Genomic DNA, 26,497 nt, shown 5'->3' with positions numbered 1-26,497 from the left:
TTGGCGAAACGAACCTTCCTCGACTTTGAGCAACCCATCTCGGAGCTCGAATCCAAAATCGAAGAATTGCGTTATGTGCAGACCGAATCCGCGGTCGACATCTCCGAAGAAATCGATCAGCTGAGCAAGAAGAGCCAGCAACTCACCAAGGACATCTACAGCGACTTGTCGCCGTGGCGCATCACCAAGATCGCGCGCCACCCGGAGCGCCCTTACACGCTCGACTACGTGAACGAGATCTTCACGGACTTCGTCGAACTGCATGGCGACCGCCATTTTTCAGACGACCTGTCCATCGTTGGCGGATTGGCGCGATTCAACGGCACGCCATGCATGGTCATCGGACACCAGAAGGGCCGCGACACCAAGGAGCGCACCGCGCGCAACTTCGGCATGAGCAAGCCCGAGGGCTATCGCAAGGCATTGCGGCTCATGAAGACGGCCGAGAAGTTCAAGCTGCCGGTGTTTACTTTTGTCGACACGCCAGGCGCATACCCCGGCATCGACGCGGAAGAACGTGGCCAGTCAGAAGCCATCGGCCGCAACATCTACGAGATGGCGCAGCTCGAGGTGCCGATCATCGTCACGATCATCGGTGAAGGTGGCTCCGGCGGCGCATTGGCCATTTCGGTCGGTGACCAGGTCGTGATGCTGCAGTACTCCATTTATTCGGTCATCAGCCCCGAAGGCTGCGCGTCGATTCTCTGGAAGACGAGCGACAAGGCGCAGGAAGCGGCCGATGCATTGGGCATCACCGCGCACCGGCTGAAGGCGCTCGGGCTGGTCGACAAGATCGTGAACGAGCCCGTGGGCGGTGCGCATCGCGATCACCGCCAGATGGCGGCTTTCCTCAAGCGTGCGCTGGGCGATGCATACCGTCAGGTGAGCGACCTCAAGCCGCGCGAACTGCTGGACCGTCGCTACGAACGTCTGCAGGGCTACGGCCGCTTCGCGGACACGCGCGCCGACAGCAAGTAAGTGCTGCTGATGCTCAGCGCGCGGCGCCCGATCGGCGTTGCGCGATCTGCGCTTTCAATGCTTCGTGGAGCTCGGCTGGCATCAAGTGCGCAGCAAGGCGCAGGAAGAGCATCACCATCAGGCCGTCGTCGATCCAGCCGAGGACCGGGATGAAATCCGAAACGAAGTCCACCGGGCTGAGCAGGTAGAGCCCTGCAGCAACAATTGCCAGCTTGGATGCGACGGGCGTCCGCGCGTCTCGCAACATGGCCCATGCGAGCGCCAGCTCTTTTCGCATGGCGAGCCACAGCTTGCCGAATTTCCACATGTCCGGATCCTTTCCCTGATTGGAGCGCAGCAGTTGCGCGGCTGTTCGCATCGGATATGGGTGCAACACCGCGAATGACAAGTTGTAACGTCAGGTCGCACAATGCGCTTATGCATTCTGCTCGTCCATGCGCTTCGCCGTTGCCTTGTCCCCTCCATCCTGGAGGTACTTCGTGACGCCGGTGGAGCACGCCGTCGCGGCCTTCGAACCCCAGTTGCCATTGGCCGTAGGGTTCAGCGGCGGTGCCGATTCGACTGCGCTCCTGCTGGCGTGCGCCCGCCGATGGCCAGGGCAGGTGCGGGCCTTTCACGTCCACCATGGCCTGCAGACGGCGGCCGACGATTTCGAGCGGCACTGCAAGGCGATCTGCGGCGAGCTTTCTGTTCCCTTGTCCGTCAAGCGTGTCGATGCGCGACATGCGAGCGGCGAAAGCCCCGAGGACGCGGCGCGCCGCGCCAGATATGCGTCATTCGTGTCGCTCGCCCGTGCGGAGGGCCAGGCACCGCCGGTGAAGGACATTGCGCTCGCGCACCATGCCGACGATCAGGTCGAAACGGTGTTGCTGGCGCTCTCACGCGGCGCTGGCCTCTCGGGTATCTCGGCCATGCCTTCAATGGCCAGGCGCGACGGGCTGAACTACCACCGGCCGCTCCTGGCGCTGCCGGCTGCGGAGATCCGTTCCTGGTTGACTTTGCAGAGCGTGCGGTGGATCGACGATCCGAGCAACGGCGACGGGCGCTACACGCGCAATCGCATCCGCGCCGGCATCCTGCCTGCGCTCGAGCATGTGTTTCCGCAGTTCCGCTCAACATTTGCACGCAGTGCGAGCCACGCCGCTCAGGCGCAGGGACTTTTGCTTGAATTGGCGGAACAGGACTTGCGCACCGTCGGTTCACCACCGGACATCACGGCGCTGCAGGGGCTGTCGCGCGGGCGCCAGGCCAATGTGTTGCGCCACTGGCTGCTGCGCATGCACCGCTGCACGCCCAGCACAGCACAGCTCGACGAACTGCTGGGCCAGGTCGATGCCTGCCGCACGCGCGGCCACCGGGTGCACATCAAGGTGGGCACAGGTTTTGTCGATCGTGTCGGTGCGGTTCTCGATTGGTACAATGTGGCGCCCTCGCCAAAGCCTTTGCGCTGATCCGGCCGCAGGCGCGCCGCCCATCGCATTGGTCCGGTTGGCGGCATTTTCATTTCCAGAGCATCACCCATGGCATTGATCGTTCATAAATACGGCGGTACGTCGATGGGCTCGACCGAGCGCATCAAAAACGTCGCCAAACGCGTTGCCAAGTGGGCGCGCGCGGGCCACCAGATGGTGGTCGTCCCCAGTGCGATGAGCGGCGAAACCAATCGCCTGCTGGGCCTGGCAAAAGAGCTGGCACCCAGCCGCCCTGATGGCAGCTATGGGCGCGAGCTCGACATGCTGGCGTCGACGGGCGAGCAGGCATCGTCTGCGCTGCTGGCCATCGCGCTGCAGGCCGAAGGCGTCGACTCCGTCAGCTACGCCGGCTGGCAGGTGCAGGTTCGCACCGACAACAGCTACACCAAGGCCCGCATCGAAAGCATTGACGACGAGCGTGTGCGTGCCGACCTCGACGCTGGCAAGGTGGTGGTCATCACCGGCTTCCAGGGCGTGGACGAGGGCGGCAACATCACGACGCTCGGCCGCGGTGGCAGCGACACCTCGGCCGTGGCCGTGGCGGCTGCGATGAAGGCCAGCGAATGCCTGATCTACACCGATGTGGACGGCGTCTACACCACCGACCCGCGCGTGGAGCCCGACGCACGGCGCCTGAAGACCGTGAGCTTCGAGGAGATGCTCGAAATGGCGAGCCTGGGCTCCAAGGTGCTGCAAATCCGCTCGGTGGAATTCGCCGGCAAGTACAAGGTGCCGCTGCGCGTGCTGTCCAGCTTCACGCCTTGGGACATCGACATCAAAGAAGAGGCCGCATCCGGCACGCTGATCACTTTCGAGGAAGACGAGAACATGGAACAAGCCGTTGTATCGGGCATCGCATTCAACCGCGACGAAGCCAAGATTTCGGTGCTGAGCGTGCCTGACAAGCCCGGCATCGCGTATCACATCCTCGGTGCCGTGGCTGACGCCAACATCGAAGTCGACGTGATCATCCAGAACCTGAGCAAGGACGGCAAGACCGACTTCAGCTTCACGGTGCATCGCAACGACTACGCCAAGACGGTCGACCTGCTCAAGAGCAAGGTGCTGCCCACGCTGGGCGAAGCGGCTTTCGTCGAAGGCGACGCCAAGATCTGCAAGGTGAGCATCGTGGGCATCGGCATGCGCAGCCATGTGGGCGTGGCCAGCAAGATGTTCCGCGTGCTGAGCGAAGAGGGCATCAACATCCAGATGATCTCCACCAGCGAAATCAAGACCTCGGTGGTCATTGACGAGAAGTACATGGAGCTGGCTGTCCGTGCCCTGCACAAAGCCTTTGATCTCGATCAGGGCAGCGCTTAACATGGCATAATCGACGGCTACGGAACTGTGACCGAGTGGCCGAAGGTGCTCCCCTGCTAAGGGAGTATGGGGTGTAGAGCCTCATCGAGGGTTCGAATCCCTCCGGTTCCGCCAAAAGCCAAGTAAAAACGCCCCTCACGGGGCGTTTTTGCTTTGTGGGCATGAACGTCTAGGCGATCGCGTGCAGGGCATTGGCTGCGTGCCCGTTGTCGTGCTCGCCAAGCGGCCAGAAAAGCGGAATGCCCTCGCGCGCGCAAACGGCGCGTGCTTCTGTTTCCGTCAGTTCGCTGACGGTGATGCCGTCAGCCGGGTCGTGCGGAGCGTACGGGTCAGTGGTTTGGGTTGCGGGCCGGCTCGCTCTTGAGGGCTGTAGATCAACCCGCTCGCGCTGACGGCTTTGAAAAAAGCTGCGCATGGTATTCAGATCGGGAGGACCGACTCAAACATGCGAAGCACCGGAAATTCGGGAGCTTTCGTTGGTGTTTGCATATAAGCCATTGTGTTTATCTTTGGCTTTTGAGCCAAGGAAAAAACGCACACCTTAGTACGAAACGTCACCCGGTCCCGCCCAAAAAAAAGACCCGCACGGGGCGGGTCTAAAGATTGCCTTGAACAATCCCCTTGAAGAAACACCGGCAGTGTCGTACCGGGCTCTCCGGTAAGCGCGTGAACTAGTTCACGCAATTCGGACGCGTTGCCGGCATCTACCTCATTTTGGGGATTACTTTAGTTTTCATCGGGGCGCTGAGGCCGCGCGATCCTGCCATTTCCCAATGGAATGATCGCGTACGCGCCGAACGCGCGGCCGGCTCAAAGCTTCTTCTTGGGCTTCGTCGCTGACGCTGCCACCGCGACGTCGAGGAGGGCAGCCGCGACACTGCGAGCCTGGACCGCCGCGTCGATGTTTCGATCCATCTGCGCCGACAGCGTGGCCCCGTCGTAGAGCATGACGAGTTGTTGTCCCAACGCTTGCGGATCGGCAGCGCCCGCGTCTTTCGCCAGGTCTGCAAAGAGATCCCTCAGCCATTTGCGCGAGTCCACGCACACGCCCCTCACGCTGCTGTCCGGACGTGACTCCGCACCTGCCTTCACAAACGCGCAGCCCCGGAAGTTGGAGTCGACGATGACCTCGCCGAGCAGGTCGAACATGCCCAGCAGGCGCTCCCTCGGTGTCTCGAACCTCTCCAGGCCTTTGGTGATGCGTGCGCGCCGTGCCTCGTGCCGCGCCGCGAGGTAGGAGCGAATCAGTTCTTCCTTGCTGCCAAAGCAGTCGTACAGCGAGGCCTTCGCGACGCCGGCGCGCTCGATCACGCGGTCGATGCCCACGGTGTTGAAACCCTCTTCATAGAACAGGGCTTCGGCGGCCGCCAACAGGCGCTCGCGCGCAGGGACGCGTTCGGATACAGGAGATTTTTGGGTCATGGCTTGACAATACCAGACCGGTCTGTACACTGCAAGCACCAGACAGACCGGTCTGGTCAAAGAATCGAGTTCAAGTCCTGTGACCGGAGAGCCCCCATGAACTTCACCACCACCGTCCCCGCGAGCCGACCCGTCGCCGCCGCGCGGACGTGGCGCCTGTCGCCCCGCGTTTCCTTCTATTTGCTGGCGTCGATCACTTTCTCGTTCCTGGCAGGGTCGAGCGCGCCGACGGCGATCTATCCGGTCTACCAGGCGGCTTGGGGCTTTTCACCGGTGGTGATTGCAGAGATCTTCGGCATCTACGCGCTGGCGGTGTTGGCGGCCTTGTTGGTGGTGGGCCGACTGTCCGACCACGTGGGCCGGCGTCCAGTGCTGCTGGCGGCCACCGTGGCGCAGGTGGTGGCCATGGCGGTGTTCATCACGGCCGACGGCGTGACGAGCCTGCTGGTTGCACGTGTCATCCAGGGCTTGTCGGCGGGCGCCGCTGTCGCTGCGGTGGGCGCTGGCCTGCTCGACTTCGACAAGGTCCGCGGCACCATCGCCAACGCCATCGCGCCGATCATGGGCACGGCGTCGGGCGCATTGGTGGGCGGGTTGATGGTGCGTTTCCTGCCGGCGCCGACGGATCTTGTTTACGCGGTGCTGGGCGTGGTCTTCGTCGTTCAGCTTGTGGGCGTCGTGCTGATGCCCGAACCGATCACGCCGCGCAAGGGCGCACTCGCGTCGCTCAAGCCGCAGTTCGCGGTGCCGGCCAAGGTGCGCGGGCCGTTGATGCTGGCGATTCCGGTGCTGGTCGCTGCGTGGTCGCTCGCGGGCTTCTACGGATCGCTCGGCCCGGCGCTCGTCAAGCACATGTTCGGCTTCGACGCCTCGCTGTTCGGAGGGCTTGGCCTGTTCGTGCTCGCAGCCAGTGGGGCCGTGGCGGTGTTGCTGCTGCAACATCAGAACGCGCAGACGATGATGCGTCTTGGCACCGCGGGCCTGCTGCTGGGCGTCTCGACCGTTCTCGGCGGGTTGGCCTTGCACTCGCCGGCCGTGTATTTCCTGGGCACCGCGATGGCCGGCATGGGATTCGGCGCCGGCTTCCAGGGCGCGATCCGCATGGTGATGCCGCTGGCGACGCCGCACGAGCGCGCCGGCGTTCTTTCCGTGGCCTTCGTGGTTTCGTATCTCGCCATGGGCGTGCCCGCCATCGTGGCCGGCTTCTTCATGGCGCATGGCAACGGGATTTCGGCGACCGCTGGCGAATTTGGCGGCGTGGTCATTGCACTGGCCGCGCTCGCGTTGGCGGGGACGCTTGTGCGGCGCTCTGCCTAGGGGCGGCGGAAGCAGCGTGGGCTCGAGCTGCCCGGACTCCTGACCATCGCGCCATCCTTCAAGCCCCGCACCGCGGGGCTTTCTTTCGCCTGGGCATGGACCTGGCCGAAAGACATCGTCCTTCCAGAGGAAGTTTCTTGCGCTGGAGGGGCGTTTAATTTGCTCCCCGGCATGACTCCTCCAAATGCAACCCTTGAGTGCTGGCACAGCCGGGATCCACGCTCAGGAGAATGACCATGTCCGATGCGGATTCGCCGAGCGCCACGCTCCGGCCGATGTGTTGCTGCTTCATCGTCCCCCCTTCGGTCCTCAAGAAATACTCGCGCGATCCCGCCATGGACGACGCGACGCGAAAAACAATGCAGGACACCTATGTCGAGACCGAGCGCTTGCGCGGTCTTCGCGAGGCGCATCGCGTTGCCACCATCCGCGACCCCGACCGTTTTGCGGCGGCGGTGGCAGCGCCGCGTGTTCCGGCGCAGCATCTGTTTGACTGCGTCCACAAGAAGACGCTTCCCGGAAAGCCCGCTCCGACGCCGTTGACCGGTGGCTTCAAGATCGTGTTCGACACGACCGCCGGCGTGGCGGATTTCTACAAGAAGGTGCTGGGCCGCAACTCCGTCGACAACAAGGGGGCGGACCTGAATTCGAGCCTTCACTACGACAAGAAATACGACAACGCCTTCTGGAACGGAAGCCAGATGGTCTATGGCGATGGCGACGGCAAGATGTTCGTCGAGATGTACTTGTCGCCGGACGTCATCGGGCACGAGCTCACCCATGGCGTGACGCAAAACCTGAGCGCGCTGCGCTACGAAGGCGAATCCGGTGCATTGAACGAAAGCATCAGCGATGTGTTCGGTGCGACCTTCAACCAGTGGACCAACAAGTGGAAGGTGACCGACGCGCGTGGTTGGCTGATCGGGGCCGGCATCATGGGCGCGCAGTCCAAGGCCAAGCATTTCACGTGCCTGCGCGACATGGTCGATCCGGGCGCCGTTCACTGCCTTTCGCCGCAGCCGGACGACTACAGCAAGATCGATCCCACGGCCGACGTTCATGAGAACAGCGGCGTGCCGAACAAGGCCTACGCCTTGTTTGCGCGGGCAATCGGCGGCAGTTCCTGGACCACCGCCATCAAGGTCTGGTACGACACGTGCGCGGACAGATCGCTGCGCAGCGACGCCACGTTCAGCGAATTCGCCACCATGACCGTCGCTTCGGCAGAGAAGATCGGCCATGCAGCCTTGGCGAAGAAGTGCGAGGCGGCATGGGCGGCAGTCGGTGTTGCCACCGGCGCTTGAAGATGAGCAGTTCAAAAGCGCCGGATCCGCCTGTCCTGAAGAGCCTGCGCATCGAACGCAGGGGCGGCATTGCGGGGCTCAAGCTGAGCGCCGAGCACGATGTCGCAGCGCTTTCAAAGGCGCAGCAGCAAGCGCTTTCACGCATCGTGAACGCTGTGCCCGGGCCGGCGGGAGCAACGCGTGCGCCGCCCGCCGGCGCCGATCGATTCACCTATCGAATTCATGTGACAGACGCCCACGGTGCCGACCGCACCGTGGAACTTCCGGAAGACGCGATGCCAAGCGCCCTCAAGGCGCTGGTTCCACCCACCTTGCCCTGAGCCTCAGCCAGATCGCTGGAGGAGAACAACATGATCGCAGACAGAAAATGGATCGCGAGAAACCTCGGCTTCGATCCCATCTCGACACCCGCGCCCGCCAACACGTTTGCGCATGCGCCTGCCGCTGCCCGGGCCGCGTCCGTGGAAGACTTCCAGCGCGAGATCATCGATTTCGATTCTGAATCGCCCGAAGGACTCCAGTTCTTCGCGTTCAGCACCGCGACCGGCTTGTCGCGCTACACGGACGTCACGTGGCCCGCGGGCCTTGCGCCCAAGACGGCCACGTCCTTGTCGACCAGCACCGGCGACCCGCTGCCGCGCGCTGACGTCCTGCTCGTCACCTGGACAGTCGATGAGGGCCACGCGCTCAGCCGCGTGCTGACGCCCGGCAAGGACTCGCGCAACGACTACCAGCACTACACGCACAACTACGACACGATCTCCCTGAAGATGCGCAAGGGCTGCCCCGCCACGCAGGCCAAGCGGCTGGGCGCCTACTGGATGACGAAGATCGGCAAGAAGTCGGTGGTGGTCTTCAAGTCGGAATCGCACATGTCGCAAGACGGGCCGCAGTTGCCGAACATCGACGTGTGGGCGCAGATCATCAACGAGGTGCGGCCCAGGCTTGTCATCACGACTGGCACGGCCGGTGGCATCGGCAAGCAGTTCGAGGTCGGCGACGTGGTGGTCAGCCCCATCGTGCGCTTCGATTGCCGTCAGAAGTTCAAGGGCAAGCCCTTCAGGACGGACAGCTATTCGAGCGTTGCGCCAAGCCGCGCCCACATGACGACGGCGCGCAAGCTCTTCAAGGCCAACGCGGCGCAGCTTCCGAAAGACAACACCCGTCCGCCAAAGATCACGCAGGTGCCGCTGTCGGGCCTCGATTCTTCCGTCGTGACGACGGACTTCTTCGGCTTCGACACCTCCAACAATCACTACGAACTGCAGGGCCTGGGCGATGTCTCGGAGATGGGCGATGCGGTGCTTGGCCTCGTCGCGAGCCAGATGGGCGCCGCCGCCCCGCGATGGGTGGCGGTGAGGAACGTGTCGGACCCGCAGATCAAGGCCGAAGGCACGCTCAAGGAGCAAGCCGCAATCGCCGCGCAGATCTACAAGGGATTCGGCCGTTGGAGTTCGGTTTGCAGCGCGATCGTGTGCTGGGCGCTGATTGCTTCAGAGAAATGAATCGGTGCGAGCAGCACGTTTCCCGCGTCAGGCGAGCCGCGGACTTGGGCTTCCGCGGCGCGCTGCGCGCAGCCTGGCAATCTGAAGGCCAAGCCCCACGAGAAAGATCACGAACACGACGCCGATCACCTTCTGCAATGCCGGGTCGTCGGGCCCCGAGAACACAGGCGATCCCGCTGGCAGCCGCGTGAAGGTCTCGGTGAAGCCCGGGATCATGTGGAAGAAGAAGGTGAGCGAATAGCAGGCCAGCGCCACATAGGCCGAAGCAGCGCCGAAGATCTCCTTGCGCCAGGCCACCGAGGCCAGCGCCAGGACCACCAGCGTGATGATGCCCAGGGCGTGCGGCTTGCCGAAGCCGCCGTGCTGGAAGATGCCGAAGCCGGTCAGGCAGGTGAGCACGGTGGCGAAGATGTACGTCTTGCCGAGGCCGTTGGTGGGAACGATTTCCTTGTCGCGTACGAATGCTGCGATACCGGCCGCCACCGCGACAAGGCTGATGAGGGTGTGGACGGCGCCGAGGGATGTAAGACCGAGGATCATCGTGTCATTCCTTGGAGTGCACGCGCAGATCGCGCGACGCGAGCGTAGCGCGCGTTACGAAAAAACGCACGCTCAATCAACTATTGCCAGCGCAGTTTGGTTGCCGTGTGCAAGGGCAGCACCGCACCGGTGCAGCCCGCCGGAACGGTGCCCGATCCGGGTGCAAGAAAACTCGGCGAATGGGCAAATCCCTGCTGCATCCCTACAACCATTGGCAGGGTGGGGGCGCCTTGACACCGAGTGCGCCGTTCATTAGATTGAACAAATGGTTAAAACAGTTGGTCAAACTGCACGAGCAGCCCAACCCGGGCAGCCGGTCGAAGCCATCAAGCGCCGCGTCGACAGCGCGCAGACCCGCAAGCTCATCCTCGAAGCCGCCCGCCGCCGCCTGTGCGAAGGCGGCTATGCGCGGCTGAACGTGCGCGACATCGCACGTGATGCAGGCGTCAACCATGCGCTCATCAGCTATCACTTCCGGGGCAAGCAGCCACTCGTCCTGGCGGTGCTGGACGAGGCCAACAAGACACTGCTCGAACGCCAGGCGCGCATGTACGGCCAGAAGGATGCAAGCGCCGGCAGCAAGTGGCAGCAGGCCTGCGACTTCTATGAAGACGACCTGAAGTCCGGCTTCGTGCGGCTCCTGATGGAACTGATGGGCGCGAGCTTCAACGACGAAGAGCTGCGAAAGGAATTCGTGCCGCGCCTGCTCGCGTGGATCAAGCTGGTGGAAGCCGGCGTGGCCGAATTCATCAAGGACTCGGGGCTGGACCTGCCCGTTTCCGATCGCGCCATTGCGTCGTGGATCAGTTGGTACTGGGTCGGCATGGAGGCCAGCATGACGCTGGGCATCACCGAAAAGCAGGGCCACCACCGCGAAGGGCTTGAAGCGGTTGCAACGCTGCTGCGGCGCGTTGAAGACGGCAACAGCCGCAAGCCCGCGCAAGCACGACGGAGGGCCTGACGATGCCTGCGCCGAGGCAAGCACTGCCCGAGCGGCTGACCCTCACGGCCGGTGCGTTGCCCGCGCCCGGCTCGTTGCCGCAACCCTATCCCTTCGAGACCATCGCCCCGCACCGCGAAGGCTTCGTCGAACGCGACGGCGTGCGCTCGTGGTTTGCCCAGTTCGGTGAAGCAGGCCCCTGGCTTGCCTTTGCGCCGCTTTTCCAGATCGCCAACGTGCATTTGCTCAAGGGCGTGGTGCCCTACCTGGCGCAGCACTTCAGGGTCGTGGTGACGGACCTGCGCGGCAACGGCCGCTCGGACCGTCCGGCGGCGCCGCAGGCTTACGCGTTCGACGAGTACTACGCCGACTTCGTGGCCGTGCTCGACGAACTGCAAGTCGATCGCACCGCGCTCATCGGCATATCCGCGGCGTCCATGGTGGTCTTGCGCTTCGCCGCCGAGCAGCCTCAGCGCGCGTCGCACCTGGTCATTGCCGGCGGGTATCCGCACCGGCTCATGGACGACCCCGCGGTGGCGCAGGCGGTAAGGCAATCGGCGGATCGCATGCGCAAGAACTGGCCGGCCTACCTCGACGAATTCTTCGGCATCGTCTTCAGCGAACCGCATTCGACCAAGCCCTTCGAAGACGGCGTGCTGCACAACGGCAATGCCACCGACGGCGAGACCGTGGCGATGGGTCTGGCGGGATGGCTGGGCCACGATGCTCGCGATCTGGCCCGTCGTGTGCGCTGCCCGACGCTAGTCATTCACGGCGAGGCAGACCAACGCGTCAACCACGCCCGCGGCGATGAAATCGTCGCGCTCGTACCGGGCGCGCGGCTGCTCACCATCGGCAGCGGCGGGCACCTGACGATGGCGCGCGACCCGGTCGTCTTCAGTCGCGCCGTGTGCGACTTCATCGGTGTCGCACCCGCGCGCGCCACCTGGGTGCGCGGCATGGCGCGCAAGCGCCGCGCGCTCTTCATCTCCAGCGCCGTCGGCTTGGGCCACGTTCAGCGCGACCTCGCGATTGCGCGCGAGATGCGTGCGCAGCAACCCGATCTGGAGATCGACTGGTTCACCGTTCACCCCGCTTCGACCTACCTCCAGCAGGAGGGTGAGCGCCTGCATCCCATCACGCGGCGTCTTGCCAACGAGAGCCGGCACTTCGAATCGATGGCGGGCGAGCACGACCTGCAAGCCTTCTTCGCCATGCGCACCATGGACGAGGTGATGGCGCGCAACTTCCTGGTCTTCACCGAGCTCATGAAGTCGGAGCACTACGACATCGTCATCGGCGACGAAGCGTGGGAAGTCGACTACCACTACCACGAGAACCCTGAACTCAAGCGCCAGCCCTTCGTCTTCCTGACCGACTTCGTGGGCTGCCTGCCAATGGAGGAGGGCAATGCTCGCGAAGCCTTCCTGTGCGCAGACCGCAATGCAGACGACATCGAGCACGTGGCGCGCTACCCGTGGATTCGCGATCGGGCGATCTTCGTGGGCAACGTCGAGGACACGCCGGAGCTCCCCTTCGGCCCCGGCCTGCCAGTTATCCGCGAGTGGACGCGGCACAACTTCGCCTTCACTGGCTACGCGCTGCCGTTCGATCCGAAGTCGCTGGCGGACACCGACGCGCTGCGCGAGCGCCTCGGCTACCGGCGCGACGAAAAGCTGGTGATCGCGGCGGTCGGCGGCACCTCGGTGGGCGCGCCCTTGCTGCACCGCATCGTCGATGCCTTCCCCGCGATGAAGCGGCAGGTGCCCGAACTGCGCATGGTGCTGGTCGCCGGTCCGCGCGTGCCGCGTGATGCCTTCCCTGAGCACAAGGGGCTCGACGTGCTGCCCTATGTGCACAAGCTCTACGAGCACCTTGCATGCGCCGACCTTGCGCTGGTGCAAGGCGGGCTCAGCACCTGCATGGAACTGGTCGCCACGCGCCGGCCCTTTCTCAACTTTCCGCTCGAGCGGCACTTCGAGCAATGCATCCACGTGCAGAACCGCCTGCACAACTACTGCGCCGATTGTTCGGTGCGCTTCAAGCAGACGTCCCCCGGTGAATTGGCTGAGCGCGCCCTGCGCGCGATGCACACGCGGGTGGACTACAAGCCGGTCGAGACCGACGGCGCAGCCAGGGCCGCGAGGGAAATCCTCTCGGTCATGGAGAACCGCTACTGGGCGGCGGCGTGATTGCCCAGGCATTGAACGAACGGGGACAGCCATGGCCATCAACGAGACAAAACTGAACGACTTCATGAACCGCTTCGTCGCCGACTTTGGCGCGGTGATGCATGCTGCGACCATCGTCGTGGGGGACCAGCTCGGCCTGTACAAGAAGCTGGCCGCCACCGGCCCGTGCGACGTCGCGACGCTCGCGAAGGTGACGGAGACTGACCAGCGCTATCTGCTCGAATGGTTGTCGTCGCAAGCCGCCAGCGGCTACGTCGAGTACGACCCGAAGACGCAGAAATTCAGCATGACGGAAGAGCAGGCCTTTGCGCTCGCGCAGGAGGGCAGCCCCGCCTTCATTCCCGGTGCGTTCCAGGTCGCAAACGCGCAGTTCAAGGCCATCCCGAAGATGGTGCAGGCCATGCGCACGGGGCTCGGACTGGGATGGCACGAGCACGACCCCGCGTTGTTCCAGGGCACCGAGCGCTTCTTCCGCCCCGGCTACGCGGCCAACCTGGTGAGCAGCTGGATTCCCGCGCTCGAAGGCGTTGAAGCACGGCTGAAGGCGGGCGCCAGCGTGGCCGACGTGGGTTGCGGCCATGGCGCATCGACCGTCATCATGGCGCAGGCTTATCCGGCGTCGCGCTTCGTGGGCTACGACTACCACGCGCCGTCAATCGAATACGCCAGCAAGGCCGCAAAGGACGCCGGCGTCAGCGACCGCGTGCGCTTCGAAGTGGCGAGGGCGCAGGACTACCCGGGCAAGGACTACGACCTCGTCGCCTTCTTCGACTGCCTGCACGACATGGGCGACCCGGCTGGCGCAGCGTCGCACGTGCGCAGCACCCTCAAGGCCGATGGCACCTGGCTCATCGTCGAGCCCTTTGCCAATGACAAGCTGGAAGACAACATGAACCCGGTGGGCCGCGTGTTCTATTCGGCATCGACCTTCATCTGCACGCCGGCATCGCGCTCCCAGGAAGTCGGAGCGTGCCTCGGTGCGCAGGCGGGCGAGGCCCGTTTGCGCGACGTGGTGACCAAGGGCGGGTTCAGCCAGTTCCGCCGCGCAACGGAAACACCCTTCAATATCGTGCTGGAGGCCCGTCCTTGACGCCGTTTTATCGTGAGCAGGGCAACGGCACGGGTGTCGTTTGCCTGCATTCCAACGCCAGCACGTCGGCGCAGTGGCGCGCGCTCTCCGACGTGCTGGCCGACCGTTACCGCGTCATTGCCGTGGATGGCTACGGGGCCGGCAAGAGCCCTGCCTGGCCGACAGGCGTCAAGGTTCATCTGGAACATGAGGTGAAGCTGCTTGAAGAGGTTCTCGAGCGGGCGGGCGACAGGTTCCACCTTGTGGGGCATTCCTACGGTGCGGCGGTGGCGCTGAAGCTTGCGACCATGCACCCCGGGCGCCTGCGCTCGATCGTCGTCTACGAACCGACGCTGTTCTACCTGGTCGCCAACGGTGATGCGCTCAGTTCACCGGCCGAAGGCATCTGGCGCGCGGCCACGGATGCGGCCGACGCCATCGACCGCGGAGACAGCTTCGCGGCCGCTGAGCGCTTCATCGACTTCTGGATGGGCGAGGGCGCTTGGGCGTCGATGCCGCCTGCAAGGCAAACCGTGGTCGCCGGTTCGATGCAGAACGTCCGGGGTTGGCGCGATGCGCTGATGGCGCCTTCCGCTCCCCTGGCGGCCTTTGCCGCGCTGGACGTGCCGGTGCTGTACATGTGGGGTGACAAGTCGCCTGAGTCGTCCTTGTCGGTCGCGCGATTGCTGACGAAAACGCTCAAACGCGTGACGCTGGCCCCGCAGTCGGGGATGGGGCACATGGGGCCGATCACGCATCCGGACAGGGTCAACCCGCAGATTGCCGCCTTTCTCGACGCCCATTGACTCGCACCCGCATCCGGGGTGAATCTAATTGACATATAAACATTTGAAAAGTAATGTACCTGTCAGTCCGCAAATGCACTGCGCTTGCGGGACGATTCATCAATCACGTTCTTGTGGGGTGTCCTTTCATGAAGATTGCAATCCTCGGCGGGGGCCATGGCTGCTACGCCGCCGCCGCCGACCTGTCTGAAGCGGGGCACGACATCCGCCTGTGGCGCCGCGACGCCGCAGCGCTGGGCGCCGTCATCGAAGCGGGTTCCATCCGGCTGAAAGACGCCGAAGGCGAGCGCGACGTGGCAATTGCCACCGCCACGGCCAGCATCGGCGACGCCATGCGCGGCGCGCAACTCATCCTGATTCCTTCGCCGGCCATTGCGCAGGCCGACATCGCCCGCGCGATGGCGCCGCACCTGGTGGACGGGCAGGTGGTGTTCCTGCCGCCGGGCACCTTCGGTAGCTACGTGATGGCGCAGATCGCCCGCGAAGCCGGCAGCACCGCCGACGTGGCGTGGGCGGAAACGGGCACGCTGCCCTATCTGGCGCGCAAGCACGGCGAGCGCGAGGTCAACGTCACGATCCGCGCGATTCACCTGCCCACGGGCGTGTATCCGGCGCGCAAGGAAAAGGAAGCGATCGAAGTCATCCGGCAGGCCTACCCGGCGGTACATGGCTGCGGCGATGCGCTCTCGGGCGCATTGATGAACGCCGGCCCGATCATCCATCCGCCGCTGATGGTGATGAACGCCGCGCCCCTGCAACACTTCGAGCGCTGGGACATCCACAACGAAGGCACCCAAAAGGCGGTGCGCGCCGTGACCGACCAGCTCGACAACGAGCGCATCGCCGTGCGCGACGCCTTCGGCCACGCCGGCCCGCACTATCCGCTGGCGGACCACTACAACAACGACAAGTGGATGTACGGCGACGCGCACAAGAAGCTGGTGAAGTCCGGCGACTGGCGCGAGAACATCGACCTGTACGGCCACCGCTACATCACCGAGGACACGGAGCTGGGATTGGCCTTCCTGGCGTCGGCTGCGCGCTATGCCGGCGTGGACGCACCCATCGCGCACGGCCTGCTCGCCATCGTCGGCGGCTTCCTTGGCCGTGACTTGCGCAAGGGTGCGCGCACCTTCGACGCGCTGGGCCTCAACGGCCTGAGCCGCGATGCGCTGAAAGAGCGTCTGCATGACGGCGTCTGATTCCGTGCTGCCGCGCGTCGTGGCGGTCGGTGCGGGCCGCATGGGGCGGGGCATTGCGATTGCGTTCGCGTACGCGGGCCGTCGCGTCTCGCTGGTTGACCTGCGCGAGCGCAGTGACGAAGCGTGGCGCAAGCTCCAGGACGAAGTGCGGGCCGAAGTTCAGTCGAGCCTGGCTGGCCTGGCCAAGCTGGGCGTGATCGCGCCGGAGCAGGTGGCGCAGATCGCAGCACGCGTCGAGCTGGTTCGCTCCGTTCGTGCGCCGGCTGCGCTCGCGGCTGCCGAACTGGTGTTCGAAGGCGTGCCCGAGACCCTGCAAGCCAAGCGCGAGGCCTTTGAACACATCAACGAACATTGCCGCGAGGACGCCATCCTCACGTCGACGACCAGCAGCATCCTGGTCACGCAGATTGCGGAGTTCGTGAAGCGGCCTGAGCGCTTTCTCAACATCCACTGGCTCAATCCGGCCTATGTGATTCCGGTGGTGGAACTGAGCCATCACGCCGGCACCGATCCGGCCGTGCTGGCGCGCGCCAAGGCCTTGATGGAAGAGATCGGCAAGCTGCCCGTGGTGTGCGGCCCGACTCCTGGCTACATCGTGCCGCGGCTGCAGGCGCTCATCATGAACGAGGCGGCGCGCATGATCGAAGAGGGCGCCGCCACCGCCGAGGAAATCGACAAGGCCACGCGCTACGGCCTGGGCCTGCGCTTTGCCGCGCTGGGCGTGGTGGAGTTCATCGACTTCGGCGGCAGCGACATCCTGCATCACGCAAGCCGGGAGATGTCGGCCTCGATCGACGCCAATCGCTACAAGGCGCCGGCGATTCTCGACCGCATGATGAGTGAAGGCCGACTCGGCCTGAAGTCGGGCAGCGGCTTCTACGACTACAGCGACCGCGATGTCGGCGCGTATCGCAGCGATGTGTTGCTGCGCACGCTGGGCATGCTCAAGCATGCCGGCCTGTGGCAGCCGCCCGCAGCGGCGACGCAAGACTGAGGATGCGCAGATGAACGCCCCGGCCATCCGCCGCGCGTTCGCTGACCTGTCCGTCGGGCAGGTTCACTACGCCTGCGCGGGCGAGGAGGGTGCGCCGGCCGTGCTCTTCCTGCACCAGACGCCACGCAGCTGGGCTGAATACAAGGACGTGCTGCCGCGCGTTGCCCGTCGCTACCGCGCCATTGCCATGGACACGGTCGGCTTCGGTGACTCTGCGCCCGCGCCGTGGGCGCCGAGCATCGAGCACTGGGCGCAGGTGGCGCTGGAGCTTCTGGATGCACTCGGCATCGCCAGGGCGCACGTGGTGGGCCACCACACGGGCGGCGTCATTGCGGTGGAGATGGCAGCGGCCTTTCCGCAGCGCGTGGGCGCGCTGGTTCTCTCGTCCACGCCCTTCACCAACGAAGCCTTTCGCATCGCACGCGCGAAGCGACCGCCCATCGATGCGGTGGCGCCGAGTTCCGACGGCGCGCACCTCATGCAGATGTGGAAGAACCGCGAGGCCTTCTATCCGGCGGACCGGCCTGATCTGCTGAAGGCCTTCGTGCTCGATGCGCTCAAGGTGTCCGGCGATCTGGAAGGCGGCCACCGCGCCGTGGCCTCTTACCGGATGGAAGAGCGGGTCGGCCGGGTGACCCAACCCGTGTTGGTGTTGCGCGCACCTGAGGATCCATTTGCTTCGCCGCACGCGTCCGAGTTGGCGGCGCATTTGCAGGATGCGCGCATCGTCGACATCCCGGGCGGCATGGTGCCCTTGCCCGACCAACTGCCGGACGATTTCGCCGACGCGGTAATCGACTTTCTGGACAGTCTTTAGGCTGCCAGTTTCCCCGCCAGCGCCGCAAAGCGATTCAAATACGCCTGCAGGAACTCACGCGTCGCCGGCGTGGCGATCGCGCCTTGCGCATCGAGGAGATCGGGCTTGAAGCTGATGTACGCCTCGCCACCCAGAACGGTCGCGCCCAGGATGCCGAGGATCTGGCGCAGGTGCTGCTGGCCCACGGCGGTGCCGATGACGCCGGGCGACGTGCCCGTGATGGCGGCGGTCTTGTCGCGCCACACGTTCTTGTCCGTCGGCTTCGAGCCCCAGTCGATCGCGTTCTTGAGCACCGCGGGCAGCGAGCGGTTGTGCTCCGGCATGACGAACAGCAGCGCATCGCAGGCGGCCACTTCCGAGGTGAAGCGGTTCACTTCAGCGGGCCGGGCGCCTTCCAGGTCGCCGTTGTACATCGGCAGGTCGTCGATGCGGATGTGCTCGAACGCCAGCGAAGGCGCGTCCAGCTGGATGATGGCGTTGGCCAGCTTGCGGTTGATCGATTCGCGGCGATTGCTGCCGACGATGACGCCGACCTTGACGGGTGATTTCATTGCGTTGCTTTTTCAGGCGAGTGGTTATGCCCGGCTTTTTCTCATAAAGCCGCGGGGGACGCATTCAAAAGGTCAAAGGCGCCAAGGCTCACTCGTCGATTTCGTCCGCGTCGTCCGTGGGTGCATCGGCGTGCAGTTCGATCATGCGGCGCAGCGTGTCTTTCAACACGTACGCCGGCCTGTGGCAGCCGCCCGCAGCGGCGACGCAAGACTGAGGATGCGCAGATGAACGCCCCGGCCATCCGCCGCGCGTTCGCCGATTTGTCCGTAGGGCAGGTTCACTACGCCTGCGCGGGCGAGCAGGGCACACCCGCCGTGCGCTTCCTGCACCAGACGCCACGCATCCAGGGTGGCATGGTGCCCCTGCCCGGCCAACTGCCGGACGATTTCGCCTACGCGGTCATCGGTTTCCTGCACGGGCTGCGGTGACAGTGCCGTTGCTCGACGCAAGCAGATTCTCGCAAGCTTGCCGATAGATCAGGTGATCGAGGCGAGCGGCCTCGTCGAACTCGTGCACGGTGCTTTGCCACGCTGACGGGTATTCGATGCGTGCGCTGGCATTTTCGAAGGGGACGGGCCCTTGTGGTGGCGCGATGCCCAAGTCCCTTGCCATCATTTCCAGCGACAAGCCCATGTGCTCGGTGATGCCGACAAAGCTGTAGGACTTCAGCGCGGCAGCAAGGTCGCTGCCGTCGTGTTCAATGGAAAAAGTGTGGGCGTAGATGCCGACCATGTCGAACAGGGCGCGCCGAAAATCGGACTTCTGGTATTCGCCAAGTCGCAAGCGATAGAAGTAGTGCGAGAGGGCCAGTTCCGTTGGATTCCTGAGCACCGTGACGAGTCGTACGTTGGTTCGATGCACCAGATCGGGATAGCGCTCATGCGGTCGACAGCCTGGCCCGGTGAAGTGTCCGACCAGCAGCATGGGGTCCTGGAATCGTGATGCATCTATCGGCTGTTCGCGCCATTTCGCAAAGCTTTCCGAAGATCCGTTCGGGACGTAGTCGTAAAGCACGTCGAAGCGCTGGTTGATCGCCTGCGCAAAGCTGTTGCCGCCGGTCTTGGGAATATGGTTGAACAGGACGATCAAGGCCACGCCTCCCGCGAAGTCGAATCAGAACGCTTCAAGGAGCCGGGCGACGCAGGCCCGCACATCCTGGCCGGATGTATCGATCACCATGTCCGCGTCGAGGGGTTCTTCGTAGATGGAATCAACCCCGGTGAACGCGTCCAGCTGGCGTGCGCGCGCCCTTGCATAGTAGCCCTTGACATCCCGAGCCTCGCAGGTCGCCAGGTCGGCGCGAACAAAAACCTCGACGTAGCGTTCCGGGTCGATGATCTGGCGGGCGGCGGCTCGGTCGGCGCGGTACGGCGCGATCAGGGCAACGAGTGCCGTCAGCCCGGCCTCGTTGAACAAGCGCGCGACCTCGGCAACGCGGCGAACGTGTTCCCTGCGCTCGCCGCGGGAAAAGCCGAGGTCGCGCGACAGCCCTGCGCGAAGGTCGTCCCCGTCAAGCACGACGCAAGCGCGCCCTTTCAGCTTCAGTTCGCGTTCGAGTTCGTGGGCGAGCGTGCTCTTGCCGGCGCTGGGCAAGCCGGTGAGCCAGAGCGTCAGCGCTTGCGGCCTCTGGCCTCGGGCGAATGCTGGAGGCTGACTCGCGTCAACCGGGGAGGGGTGAAGAAGCATGGAACCGTGGATTGCAAGAATGCCAAGGGACGGATTTGCGAGTTTACTGAGGGCTTTCATATTCCAAGTGCCCCAGGCGGCGCGTGTTCACGTAATCTTTACCCATGCGCATCACGCTGAACGACGGTCGAAGCAAGCCTCAGCCCGGGCTGGGCACCTGGCCATTGCCATCGTCCGAAGCGGCGGCCATGGTCGCCAGTGCGCTTCGCGCGGGCTGCCGGGCCATTGACACGGCAGCGGTATATGCCAACGAGAACGGCGTTGGCGAAGGCATCCACGCGGCTGGCGTGCCTCGCAGCGACTTGTTTGTCACAACCAAACTGGCGCCCGCCGAACAAGGCTTCGATCCGGCGCTGCGCGCCGTTCACGACAGCCTGCAGCGGCTGGGTCTTGACGAAGTCGATCTCTACCTGATTCATTGGCCTGCGCCGCAAAGCGAAGTGCGGCTATCGACATGGCGCGCATTGATCAAGATGCGGGAGGCCGGGCTTGCGCGTTCCATCGGTGTCTCCAACTTCACCGAAGCCCATATCCAGGAACTGATCGATCAAACAGGTGTGACGCCAGCGGTGAATCAAGTGGAACTCCATCCCGCGTTCCAGCAGCGCAGACTGCGTGCGTTGCATGACCGGCACGCGATCGTGACCGAATCCTGGAGCCCGCTTGCGCGAGGAAACATCCTGGGCGATCCGGTCATTGCGTCAGTGGCGGCAATGCACCACCGCACACCCGCGCAGATCATCCTTCGATGGCACTTGGACAACGGCCTGTCCGTCGTGCCGCGCACCCGGTCCCCCGAGCATTGGCGGCAAAACCTCGACGTCTTGAACTTCCAGCTCGATTCCGGGGACATCGAAAAGATGAAGAACCTCGACGATCCGAAGGGACGGATCGGTCCCGATCCGGATTGGGGCTAGCCAGGATCGGCGTTGCGCTGCCGCCCTTCATAGCGCGCTTCGCCGAAGACGAAGCGCCTCTGGGCGGCAGACAACTGCGTTCTGATCGCCTGGGGCGGATCGGACTCGATGCTCCACGGCACCATGTAGGCCGAGCTGTAGCCGATGACGAGCAGGAGCCTGTCGTGGTCGAAAGCCGGTCGCGGCGATGCGTGCATCAGCGTCTCGACAAAGAGCAGGACATCCCCCGGTTGCGGCGATACCTGGCGCATGAGCGAAGCGTCGGCCACGCGCATCACATCGGCAACCTCGCAGGGCATGCGATGGCTGCCCGGAATGACCCACGTACCCGCCTGGGGCCCGTTGTCGCCCAGATAAGCGAGTGCCTTGACGAAATGGCATTGGTAGTGGCCGTCGACCTCGAAGCTCCCAGGTCCGGGCTTCATTCCACGGTGCCAAGTGGAGGCTTCGGGCGCGAGCGCGGACGCGTCGCGCCGAGCCGGTGGATGAAACACGATGAACTCGTTTTCTTCCAGTCGCGCTTCCGCGCCGATGATCTGTTCGGCGGGTGCCCTGAGCCGGGCGTCCATCGCGAGGTCGAGCACGCTGCGGTCATACCATGCGGGACCGTAGAGCACGGTCTGGTGAACCTGGTCCTGGCGCGCGTAGGGGCTGTCGACACGCATCCGGATTGCGAGCCCGTTCAGCGCGCGACACTCGCCGGGCGTCAGCAAGCCTTTCAACAGTACATAGCCATTCACGTCGAAGAAGAGTCGCTGTGTGTCGGTTAGCATGCCTGCAGGACCTCGGGCGTCACCAATCGAATCGATTGTAGAGAGCGCCGCGGCACTTCGTCTGGCTTGAAAGGATCGAGTCGATGTTCGGCTTTGAGACCGTCGGAAATGCGATTTGCATTGCGCACGACGACGTGCCGATCCTCACGACCGATCCCTGGATCACGCCGAACGCCTACTACGGCAGTTGGACGCACGATTACGACATCCCCGCGCAATCGCTGCACGCCATTCATTGCGCGCGGTATCACTGGTTCTCGCATGGGCATCCGGACCATCTGAACGTCGAATCCCTTCCCGCTCTCTCGGGCGCATGCTTGCTGTTGTCGAACCACCGGGGTGCGCGCATGCTGTTGATTCGCATGGGCGAGCACCTCGTCATCAACGTCAATGACTCGCCGGACTTCGGCGCTTCTTTTCATGTCCGCCGAATGTCGAAGGCATGCACGCACGCGTACTTGCTGGCGCTGCAGAGTTGGGGCGCGGTTGACATGATCAACGTGCATGACGCCGAAGGTCGAAGAATCCCGAGTCCGGGCGAGCGGCGCCTTCCTTTGGGGCTCAAGGCCCAGGCGAGCGCGCTGGCCTACGGTGCCAACCGGATCATCCCGTTCTCGAGCTTTCATCGCTATCAGAGAACGGACAGCATGTGGGCCAACAATCTCGTTCCTGAACTCGCCGACTACGGCGCTGGCGCGGCACCAGACGGCCCCGAAATACTGCCAGCCTTTGTGCGCATCGATTGCGAGCGCGATGCGATCGAGGCGCTCGCGCCGCCCCGGCGGCCCACGATGATCCATGCGCCCGAGTCGTTCGGAGATTTTGCAACCGATGCCTTGACCCAGGAAGACAGTCGCGCGTTGGAAAGCTACTTTCGGGCGCATGCCCACTTGCAGGAGCGCTTCGGATTCCTTCACTTCCGGGTCGGCGGCACCGAGCATGGCATTCGCCTCAATCCTGCAAAGCCTGATATCGGGATTCGTTTCGAGGCACCGCGTCATTCACTGATGCATTCGGTCGCGCAGCGCACGTTCGACGACCTGCTGATCGGGAACTACGCCAAGGTCTACTTGCACGGGCTTCGAAGCCTCTATCCTGATTTCACGCCCTATGTTGCGAAATTTGGAGACAACGGCAACGCCGGGGGCGCCAATGAGCTTTGGCGTTATTTCGGTGCCTATGTCATGCGGGACCCCGTGGGCTACGCAATGCACTGCCTTCGAACGTCGACAGAGCAAGTCATGCGCGCCGCTGGCGGAAGCGATGATCCGCTTGCGCGCGGTGCAACGGGACGTCGACAACGCGCCGGGTACGACCGGAAGACGCCGTGACAGGACGCCAGCCGCCTGCCTCGCAAGGCATGTCGTCGCCGCCAGGCGCAGCAGCAGGCCTGTCGGACGCAGCCCAGAACTTGCAGCCTGTTCGCGTGCTGTTCTTGCTGCCTGGGCCAGCAAACGCAGGTGTCGATCCTGCCATGGATCGATTCTTCCATCTGGCCGCTTGCCTCGAGGCCGATGTGCTGGAGCCGGCATGGCCCGAGGACATCGAACGGCTGCAGCTTCCTGCAGTGGTGCTCGAGCCATCCGGACACGCGCGAGTTCGTCGACACTTCACGTGCACCGCCGCCGGGGGGGCGTCGCTGCGCGCCGTGAGGGATTTTGTTTCCTATCTCCTTGTCGCGTGGCGGTTGATGCGCAGCGGGCGGCGCTATGACGCCATCGTCTCCTTCGGCTTCTTCAAGACGTCGCTTGCTGGCCTGCTGTTGGCTCGGCTGACCAGACTGCCATGGGTCATCGAGGTGGCCGTTCGGCAAGACCGGATTCTTGACCTGCGCACCAACCGTCGGGGCCTGATGGCAGGAATCGGGAACCGTTTCTCGATGGCACTGACCAACTTCCTGCTGCGTCGCGCGGATCGTCTTCGACTGATGTACCCCGGACAAGTGGATGCCTTTTCCGGCGGCCGCAACATTCAAGCGAGCGCCTTTCCGGACTTCGTTCCGGTGAGCCGGCTGGCGGGGCGTGAGAAGGAGGACTACGTGCTCGTCATCGGCTCGCCGTTGTATTTGAAGGGCGCCGATGTCGCGATCCTTGCCTTTCTCAAGGTGGCGAGCCAGCTTCCAGGACACACCTTGCGCGTCGTCGGCCATGCGCCGGACCAGGCCCATTTCAGGGCGCTGGCCAAAGGCCATCCGCGTATTTCGTTCTTCGATCCTGTGCCTCGGGCGCAGGCGCTCGACCTGATCGCAGGGGCGCGTTGCCTGATGGCGCCTTCGCGCTCCGATGCCATGCCGCGAACCGTGATCGAAGCCATGGCCATGCGCACACCGGTCATCGCATCCGATGTGGACGGCTTGGGGCACTACCTGCGCCAAGGCGAGAATTCATTGCTCTGCGCCGCGGGCGATGCCGACGCGCTCGCGGGGCACCTCTTGTCGATACTGGTCGATCCTTCACTTGCCGGGCGGCTTGCCGAGAACGCGCAGCGCTGGGTTGCATCCGGGTTGACGGAGGCGCACTACGTCGAGCGGTATCACGCCATGCTCATGGCATCCTTGTCGAAGCCGCAAGCTCCTCGCCCAGGAACGCGCCCTGAATGGCCAGGTCCATCCGGGCAACGACCTTGACGCCACGCGTCACCGGTGTCGCCTCGTGGATCAAGGATTGGGAAAAGAGTACGGCGCTGCCTGGAGAAGGCCGGGCGCATAGCGCCAGGCCAGGAAACCGGGTGTAGCCGCCGTCGAAATCCTGCGTCAGGAAGACCACGAGCGTGGCGTTGCTGAGCTTTCCGCCACGCAATGGGCGAGGGCGGTCTTCGTGTGGCGCGATGTAGTGGCCCGGCTTGTAGCGATACACCTCCATGACGCCATCCCAGTTCGCAAACGGAATGGCAGCCTGAAGCCGGGATTGCACGGGGACCGCGGCGGGGAACTCAAGCAGAAATACTTCTTCGTTCGATCGACCTTCGTACTGTTCCGGCGCGGGCTCAAAGCCGGTCGCCTGCGCTGACGCGACGATTGCTGCGCAGTCTGCCGGGCTGAACACATCCCTGACTTGCCATACCCCGCCTTGCAGGCGCTGCACAGACGGTGCGACTTGCCCGGCAAATTGCTCAGGCGACATCGCTTGCCGCCTGTGTCGCCGGCGCCGCCTCATCCGTCGACAGTTTCCAGAAGGACAAGACGATGGAGTAGCGGGTGCCCTGGCGCACTTCGGTGATTGCGTGGAACGAGCGAGCGTCGGCTTCGAACAAGAGGCATTGGTTGTGGGTGGCTGGCCAGGCATGTACGCACTGATCGGCGCAAGGGCCACCGAACACCGTGAACAGCCCGCCGCGCGATGTCGCGCTGTCTTGCCCCAGGGTCAGGACGACGCGATGCGTTTCCTCGGTCCCGCGGGGATCGTCGCAATGAATCCCGGCGCCGTCGCCCGCGTTCATTCGATGCGCGACGATGCGCATGCGTGCGTCGAATGCGCAGCCGAAGAGTTCTCCAAGTTGCCCGCGCAGGAGCGCCAGGGTGCGCGGTTCAAAAAGCGTTTGGAGCCCGGCGGGAATGGTGCGCGCGCGCAGGTCGATTTCTCCGACCGCATAGAACGATCCGCCACTGATGCGCCACCCGTCCAGGCTCTCGAGCCACGCGTACAGCGTGCCGGAAAGGCGCGCGTCCATTGCGCCGTCGACCTTGACGAGAGGAAAGGGCTCGACGAACTTCTCGGCGATGCCGTCACGCAGCCACAGGGTCGGCGTTGCCGGAAGACGCACGGGTGTCAGGGAATCGTTCGCGCCTCTGGGCGCGATCGGCATGAACCGCAGCGAGCCGTCAGGATATCGCTCGCGCACCGCCAATGATTCATCCGGACGTGCTTCGCCATTGCTCGCAACCGGTTTGAAATGGCCCCTTAAAGTGCAGTGCACGTCGAGCGATGACATCAGTTGCGATGACCCGTCGTGAATGATGTTCTCGGTGGGCGCGATGTACGCCTCGCCGGGCTGGAGCCGGATGCGCCAGACAAGCGAATCTGGAAACGCGGCCAGGTATCGGGTCGCAAGGCGCATGGCGATGGGTGGCTCTTCATCGACTTGTGCGAGTTCGCCGAGCAGCCCGATGGCTTGCTTGTCGACGAAAAGGAAGTAGCGATCCTCGACGCCAAGGTTGATGCAGAAACGGTTGCTGGCCTGCTGGCGAAGGTAGTCGGGAAAACGGTCGAAGCTGTCCATGTGCAGCCCGACGTGTACCAGCGTGTCGGGGTCGAAGGACACCGTCGGCTTGCCCACATCGTTATGGAAGATGCTCAGGTCCGCGATCTCGCCGATGACGCGCCAGTCGGTGGCGCTGTCGATCCATGCGGCGATGTCCCGGGCGAGCGCGTTGCCCCGCTGCTTCGCGTCACGTGGCGTCAGCGTGCCCGCTTGCCGATCGTCGAAAATGCGACGGGCGCGTGCGACGAGGGATTGTTCGCAGCGTTCGATGCCGATCAGGCTGCTGAAAGGCGCACCGCTCGGGACGTCCGTCAGCGCTTCGAATTCCTCTTGCGTGGGAGGGCGCCATTCGTCCCGTGGGATGAGTGCGCCAGGCTCGAACTCGATGCCGCGTTCCCGGGCTCGCGGCGCAGGGACGATGCCCCGCGTGACGGCAAGTCGACTGTGCAGTTCGCCAGCGGGCAAGCGAGGGCAGGAAAGAGAAATGCGAT

General features: G+C 64.2%; 28 protein-coding genes and 1 tRNA gene. 19 read left to right on the top strand and 10 right to left on the bottom strand.

Translation table 11 applies throughout. The features are described 5' to 3' along the window. Entirely contained in the window at positions 1 to 978 is a 978-nt protein-coding gene (locus QTI66_RS10930) for an acetyl-CoA carboxylase carboxyltransferase subunit alpha (RefSeq protein ID WP_286559529.1), read from the top strand. Positions 979 to 991: 13 nt separating this feature from the next. On the opposite strand, the gene QTI66_RS10925 is transcribed toward QTI66_RS10930, so the two are convergent. Beyond that, complete coding sequence (locus QTI66_RS10925; RefSeq protein WP_286559528.1) at positions 992 to 1,285, bottom strand: YkvA family protein; 294 nt, start codon at positions 1,283 to 1,285, stop codon at positions 992 to 994. A gap of 181 nt (positions 1,286 to 1,466) precedes the next feature. Between QTI66_RS10925 and tilS the strand changes: the two genes are divergently transcribed. From tilS to QTI66_RS10910, 3 genes are all read left to right on the top strand, one after another. Next, on the top strand, positions 1,467 to 2,429 hold the full coding sequence (gene tilS / locus QTI66_RS10920) for a tRNA lysidine(34) synthetase TilS (RefSeq protein ID WP_286559968.1): 963 nt from the start codon (positions 1,467 to 1,469) through the stop codon (positions 2,427 to 2,429). A 69-nt stretch (positions 2,430 to 2,498) separates the two neighbouring features. Then, on the top strand, positions 2,499 to 3,770 hold the full coding sequence (locus QTI66_RS10915) for an aspartate kinase (RefSeq protein ID WP_286559527.1): 1,272 nt from the start codon (positions 2,499 to 2,501) through the stop codon (positions 3,768 to 3,770). Between the two features lie 21 nt (positions 3,771 to 3,791). Further along, positions 3,792 to 3,884, top strand: a tRNA-Ser gene (locus tag QTI66_RS10910). A gap of 55 nt (positions 3,885 to 3,939) precedes the next feature. Here QTI66_RS10910 and QTI66_RS10905 read toward each other — a convergent pair. Beyond that, a complete protein-coding gene (locus tag QTI66_RS10905; RefSeq protein WP_286559526.1) occupies positions 3,940 to 4,185 on the bottom strand; it encodes a hypothetical protein in 246 nt (81 codons plus the stop codon). 395 nt (positions 4,186 to 4,580) lie between these two features. Next, a complete protein-coding gene (locus QTI66_RS10900; protein ID WP_286559525.1) occupies positions 4,581 to 5,192 on the bottom strand; it encodes a TetR/AcrR family transcriptional regulator in 612 nt (203 codons plus the stop codon). A 96-nt stretch (positions 5,193 to 5,288) separates the two neighbouring features. On the opposite strand from QTI66_RS10900, the gene QTI66_RS10895 reads away from it, so the two are divergent. The 4 genes from QTI66_RS10895 (at position 5,289) to QTI66_RS10880 (ending at position 9,318) form a co-directional block, all read left to right on the top strand. Then, the gene (locus tag QTI66_RS10895; protein WP_286559524.1) at positions 5,289 to 6,509 is read left to right on the top strand and encodes an MFS transporter; all 1,221 of its coding nucleotides are present in this window, start codon (positions 5,289 to 5,291) and stop codon (positions 6,507 to 6,509) included. A 236-nt stretch (positions 6,510 to 6,745) separates the two neighbouring features. Continuing rightward, positions 6,746 to 7,813 (top strand): M4 family metallopeptidase, encoded by a 1,068-nt coding sequence (locus QTI66_RS10890; RefSeq protein WP_286559523.1) that lies wholly within the window; start codon positions 6,746 to 6,748, stop codon positions 7,811 to 7,813. A 2-nt stretch (positions 7,814 to 7,815) separates the two neighbouring features. After that, entirely contained in the window at positions 7,816 to 8,133 is a 318-nt protein-coding gene (locus QTI66_RS10885) for a protealysin inhibitor emfourin (protein WP_286559522.1), read from the top strand. A 30-nt stretch (positions 8,134 to 8,163) separates the two neighbouring features. Then, a complete protein-coding gene (locus QTI66_RS10880) occupies positions 8,164 to 9,318 on the top strand; it encodes a phosphorylase family protein (protein ID WP_286559521.1) in 1,155 nt (384 codons plus the stop codon). Positions 9,319 to 9,345: 27 nt separating this feature from the next. On the opposite strand, the gene QTI66_RS10875 is transcribed toward QTI66_RS10880, so the two are convergent. Further along, the gene (locus QTI66_RS10875; RefSeq protein ID WP_286559520.1) at positions 9,346 to 9,858 is read right to left on the bottom strand and encodes a DUF2306 domain-containing protein; all 513 of its coding nucleotides are present in this window, start codon (positions 9,856 to 9,858) and stop codon (positions 9,346 to 9,348) included. 265 nt (positions 9,859 to 10,123) lie between these two features. On the opposite strand from QTI66_RS10875, the gene QTI66_RS10870 reads away from it, so the two are divergent. The 7 genes from QTI66_RS10870 to QTI66_RS10840 all read left to right on the top strand — a co-directional run bounded on the left by QTI66_RS10870 (position 10,124) and on the right by QTI66_RS10840 (position 17,878). Beyond that, entirely contained in the window at positions 10,124 to 10,819 is a 696-nt protein-coding gene (locus QTI66_RS10870; protein WP_286559519.1) for a TetR/AcrR family transcriptional regulator, read from the top strand. Between the two features lie 2 nt (positions 10,820 to 10,821). Further along, a complete protein-coding gene (locus tag QTI66_RS10865) occupies positions 10,822 to 12,990 on the top strand; it encodes an alpha/beta hydrolase (protein ID WP_286559518.1) in 2,169 nt (722 codons plus the stop codon). A 31-nt stretch (positions 12,991 to 13,021) separates the two neighbouring features. Then, complete coding sequence (locus QTI66_RS10860) at positions 13,022 to 14,080, top strand: class I SAM-dependent methyltransferase (RefSeq protein WP_286559517.1); 1,059 nt, start codon at positions 13,022 to 13,024, stop codon at positions 14,078 to 14,080. Continuing rightward, entirely contained in the window at positions 14,077 to 14,865 is a 789-nt protein-coding gene (locus tag QTI66_RS10855; protein WP_286559516.1) for an alpha/beta fold hydrolase, read from the top strand. The genes QTI66_RS10860 and QTI66_RS10855 overlap by 4 nt, the downstream gene beginning before the upstream one ends. Before the next feature lie 128 nt (positions 14,866 to 14,993). After that, entirely contained in the window at positions 14,994 to 16,067 is a 1,074-nt protein-coding gene (locus QTI66_RS10850; protein ID WP_286559515.1) for an NAD/NADP-dependent octopine/nopaline dehydrogenase family protein, read from the top strand. Further along, the gene (locus QTI66_RS10845; RefSeq protein WP_286559514.1) at positions 16,054 to 17,061 is read left to right on the top strand and encodes a 3-hydroxybutyryl-CoA dehydrogenase; all 1,008 of its coding nucleotides are present in this window, start codon (positions 16,054 to 16,056) and stop codon (positions 17,059 to 17,061) included. The genes QTI66_RS10850 and QTI66_RS10845 overlap by 14 nt, the downstream gene beginning before the upstream one ends. A gap of 10 nt (positions 17,062 to 17,071) precedes the next feature. Next, the gene (locus QTI66_RS10840) at positions 17,072 to 17,878 is read left to right on the top strand and encodes an alpha/beta fold hydrolase (protein WP_286559513.1); all 807 of its coding nucleotides are present in this window, start codon (positions 17,072 to 17,074) and stop codon (positions 17,876 to 17,878) included. Here the strand turns inward: QTI66_RS10840 and QTI66_RS10835 are convergent. After that, complete coding sequence (locus QTI66_RS10835) at positions 17,875 to 18,429, bottom strand: NADPH-dependent FMN reductase (protein WP_286559512.1); 555 nt, start codon at positions 18,427 to 18,429, stop codon at positions 17,875 to 17,877. The genes QTI66_RS10840 and QTI66_RS10835 overlap by 4 nt on opposite strands. 225 nt (positions 18,430 to 18,654) lie before the next feature. Between QTI66_RS10835 and QTI66_RS10830 the strand changes: the two genes are divergently transcribed. Then, positions 18,655 to 18,858 carry a hypothetical protein gene (locus QTI66_RS10830; protein ID WP_286559511.1) on the top strand — a complete coding sequence of 68 codons (204 nt, stop codon included), beginning with the start codon at positions 18,655 to 18,657 and terminating at the stop codon, positions 18,856 to 18,858. Here the strand turns inward: QTI66_RS10830 and QTI66_RS10825 are convergent. After that, a complete protein-coding gene (locus QTI66_RS10825) occupies positions 18,830 to 19,519 on the bottom strand; it encodes a hypothetical protein (RefSeq protein ID WP_286559510.1) in 690 nt (229 codons plus the stop codon). The genes QTI66_RS10830 and QTI66_RS10825 overlap by 29 nt on opposite strands. A gap of 24 nt (positions 19,520 to 19,543) precedes the next feature. Then, positions 19,544 to 20,116, bottom strand: coding sequence for an adenylyl-sulfate kinase (gene cysC / locus QTI66_RS10820; RefSeq protein ID WP_286559509.1), 573 nt, complete (start codon positions 20,114 to 20,116; stop codon positions 19,544 to 19,546). Positions 20,117 to 20,220: 104 nt separating this feature from the next. Here cysC and QTI66_RS10815 point away from each other — a divergent pair, with 104 nt between their 5' ends. After that, positions 20,221 to 21,033: an aldo/keto reductase gene (locus tag QTI66_RS10815; RefSeq protein WP_286559508.1), complete on the top strand. Its 813-nt coding sequence runs from the start codon at positions 20,221 to 20,223 to the stop codon at positions 21,031 to 21,033. On the opposite strand, the gene QTI66_RS10810 is transcribed toward QTI66_RS10815, so the two are convergent. Next, positions 21,030 to 21,806: a phytanoyl-CoA dioxygenase family protein gene (locus QTI66_RS10810; RefSeq protein WP_286559507.1), complete on the bottom strand. Its 777-nt coding sequence runs from the start codon at positions 21,804 to 21,806 to the stop codon at positions 21,030 to 21,032. The genes QTI66_RS10815 and QTI66_RS10810 overlap by 4 nt on opposite strands. Before the next feature lie 347 nt (positions 21,807 to 22,153). Here QTI66_RS10810 and QTI66_RS10805 point away from each other — a divergent pair, with 347 nt between their 5' ends. Then, complete coding sequence (locus QTI66_RS10805; protein ID WP_286559506.1) at positions 22,154 to 23,137, top strand: hypothetical protein; 984 nt, start codon at positions 22,154 to 22,156, stop codon at positions 23,135 to 23,137. Between the two features lie 143 nt (positions 23,138 to 23,280). Then, the gene (locus QTI66_RS10800; RefSeq protein WP_286559505.1) at positions 23,281 to 24,432 is read left to right on the top strand and encodes a glycosyltransferase family 4 protein; all 1,152 of its coding nucleotides are present in this window, start codon (positions 23,281 to 23,283) and stop codon (positions 24,430 to 24,432) included. Here the strand turns inward: QTI66_RS10800 and QTI66_RS10795 are convergent. Both QTI66_RS10795 and QTI66_RS10790 read right to left on the bottom strand, forming a co-directional pair. Beyond that, positions 24,350 to 24,928, bottom strand: a complete 579-nt coding sequence (locus QTI66_RS10795) for a 2OG-Fe(II) oxygenase (RefSeq protein WP_286559504.1) — start codon at positions 24,926 to 24,928, stop codon at positions 24,350 to 24,352. The genes QTI66_RS10800 and QTI66_RS10795 overlap by 83 nt on opposite strands. After that, on the bottom strand, positions 24,918 to 26,471 hold the full coding sequence (locus QTI66_RS10790; RefSeq protein ID WP_286559503.1) for a 2OG-Fe(II) oxygenase: 1,554 nt from the start codon (positions 26,469 to 26,471) through the stop codon (positions 24,918 to 24,920). Before QTI66_RS10790 ends, QTI66_RS10795 begins: the two co-directional genes overlap by 11 nt. Positions 26,472 to 26,497: the final 26 nt, after the last annotated feature.

It is taken from the genome of Variovorax brevis (genome assembly GCF_030317105.1).
Classification (GTDB): Bacteria; Pseudomonadota; Gammaproteobacteria; order Burkholderiales; family Burkholderiaceae_C; genus Variovorax; species Variovorax brevis.
The sequence above is the reverse complement of the archived record's forward strand: the minus strand, read 5'-3'. Positions and strand labels throughout refer to the sequence as shown.

Coding starts and splice junctions, on each gene's coding strand:
- QTI66_RS10925 (WP_286559528.1), bottom strand. CDS start 1,285: ATGTGGAAATTCGGCAAGCTGTGGCTCGCCATGCGAAAAGAGCTGGCG.
- QTI66_RS10915 (WP_286559527.1), top strand. CDS start 2,499: ATGGCATTGATCGTTCATAAATACGGCGGTACGTCGATGGGCTCGACC.
- QTI66_RS10905 (WP_286559526.1), bottom strand. CDS start 4,185: ATGCGCAGCTTTTTTCAAAGCCGTCAGCGCGAGCGGGTTGATCTACAG.
- QTI66_RS10900 (WP_286559525.1), bottom strand. CDS start 5,192: ATGACCCAAAAATCTCCTGTATCCGAACGCGTCCCTGCGCGCGAGCGC.
- QTI66_RS10895 (WP_286559524.1), top strand. CDS start 5,289: ATGAACTTCACCACCACCGTCCCCGCGAGCCGACCCGTCGCCGCCGCG.
- QTI66_RS10890 (WP_286559523.1), top strand. CDS start 6,746: ATGTCCGATGCGGATTCGCCGAGCGCCACGCTCCGGCCGATGTGTTGC.
- QTI66_RS10885 (WP_286559522.1), top strand. CDS start 7,816: ATGAGCAGTTCAAAAGCGCCGGATCCGCCTGTCCTGAAGAGCCTGCGC.
- QTI66_RS10880 (WP_286559521.1), top strand. CDS start 8,164: ATGATCGCAGACAGAAAATGGATCGCGAGAAACCTCGGCTTCGATCCC.
- QTI66_RS10875 (WP_286559520.1), bottom strand. CDS start 9,858: ATGATCCTCGGTCTTACATCCCTCGGCGCCGTCCACACCCTCATCAGC.
- QTI66_RS10870 (WP_286559519.1), top strand. CDS start 10,124: ATGGTTAAAACAGTTGGTCAAACTGCACGAGCAGCCCAACCCGGGCAG.
- QTI66_RS10865 (WP_286559518.1), top strand. CDS start 10,822: ATGCCTGCGCCGAGGCAAGCACTGCCCGAGCGGCTGACCCTCACGGCC.
- QTI66_RS10860 (WP_286559517.1), top strand. CDS start 13,022: ATGGCCATCAACGAGACAAAACTGAACGACTTCATGAACCGCTTCGTC.
- QTI66_RS10850 (WP_286559515.1), top strand. CDS start 14,994: ATGAAGATTGCAATCCTCGGCGGGGGCCATGGCTGCTACGCCGCCGCC.
- QTI66_RS10845 (WP_286559514.1), top strand. CDS start 16,054: ATGACGGCGTCTGATTCCGTGCTGCCGCGCGTCGTGGCGGTCGGTGCG.
- QTI66_RS10840 (WP_286559513.1), top strand. CDS start 17,072: ATGAACGCCCCGGCCATCCGCCGCGCGTTCGCTGACCTGTCCGTCGGG.
- QTI66_RS10835 (WP_286559512.1), bottom strand. CDS start 18,429: ATGAAATCACCCGTCAAGGTCGGCGTCATCGTCGGCAGCAATCGCCGC.
- QTI66_RS10830 (WP_286559511.1), top strand. CDS start 18,655: ATGAACGCCCCGGCCATCCGCCGCGCGTTCGCCGATTTGTCCGTAGGG.
- cysC (WP_286559509.1), bottom strand. CDS start 20,116: ATGCTTCTTCACCCCTCCCCGGTTGACGCGAGTCAGCCTCCAGCATTC.
- QTI66_RS10815 (WP_286559508.1), top strand. CDS start 20,221: ATGCGCATCACGCTGAACGACGGTCGAAGCAAGCCTCAGCCCGGGCTG.
- QTI66_RS10810 (WP_286559507.1), bottom strand. CDS start 21,806: ATGCTAACCGACACACAGCGACTCTTCTTCGACGTGAATGGCTATGTA.
- QTI66_RS10805 (WP_286559506.1), top strand. CDS start 22,154: ATGCTGTTGATTCGCATGGGCGAGCACCTCGTCATCAACGTCAATGAC.
- QTI66_RS10800 (WP_286559505.1), top strand. CDS start 23,281: ATGGATCGATTCTTCCATCTGGCCGCTTGCCTCGAGGCCGATGTGCTG.
- QTI66_RS10795 (WP_286559504.1), bottom strand. CDS start 24,928: ATGTCGCCTGAGCAATTTGCCGGGCAAGTCGCACCGTCTGTGCAGCGC.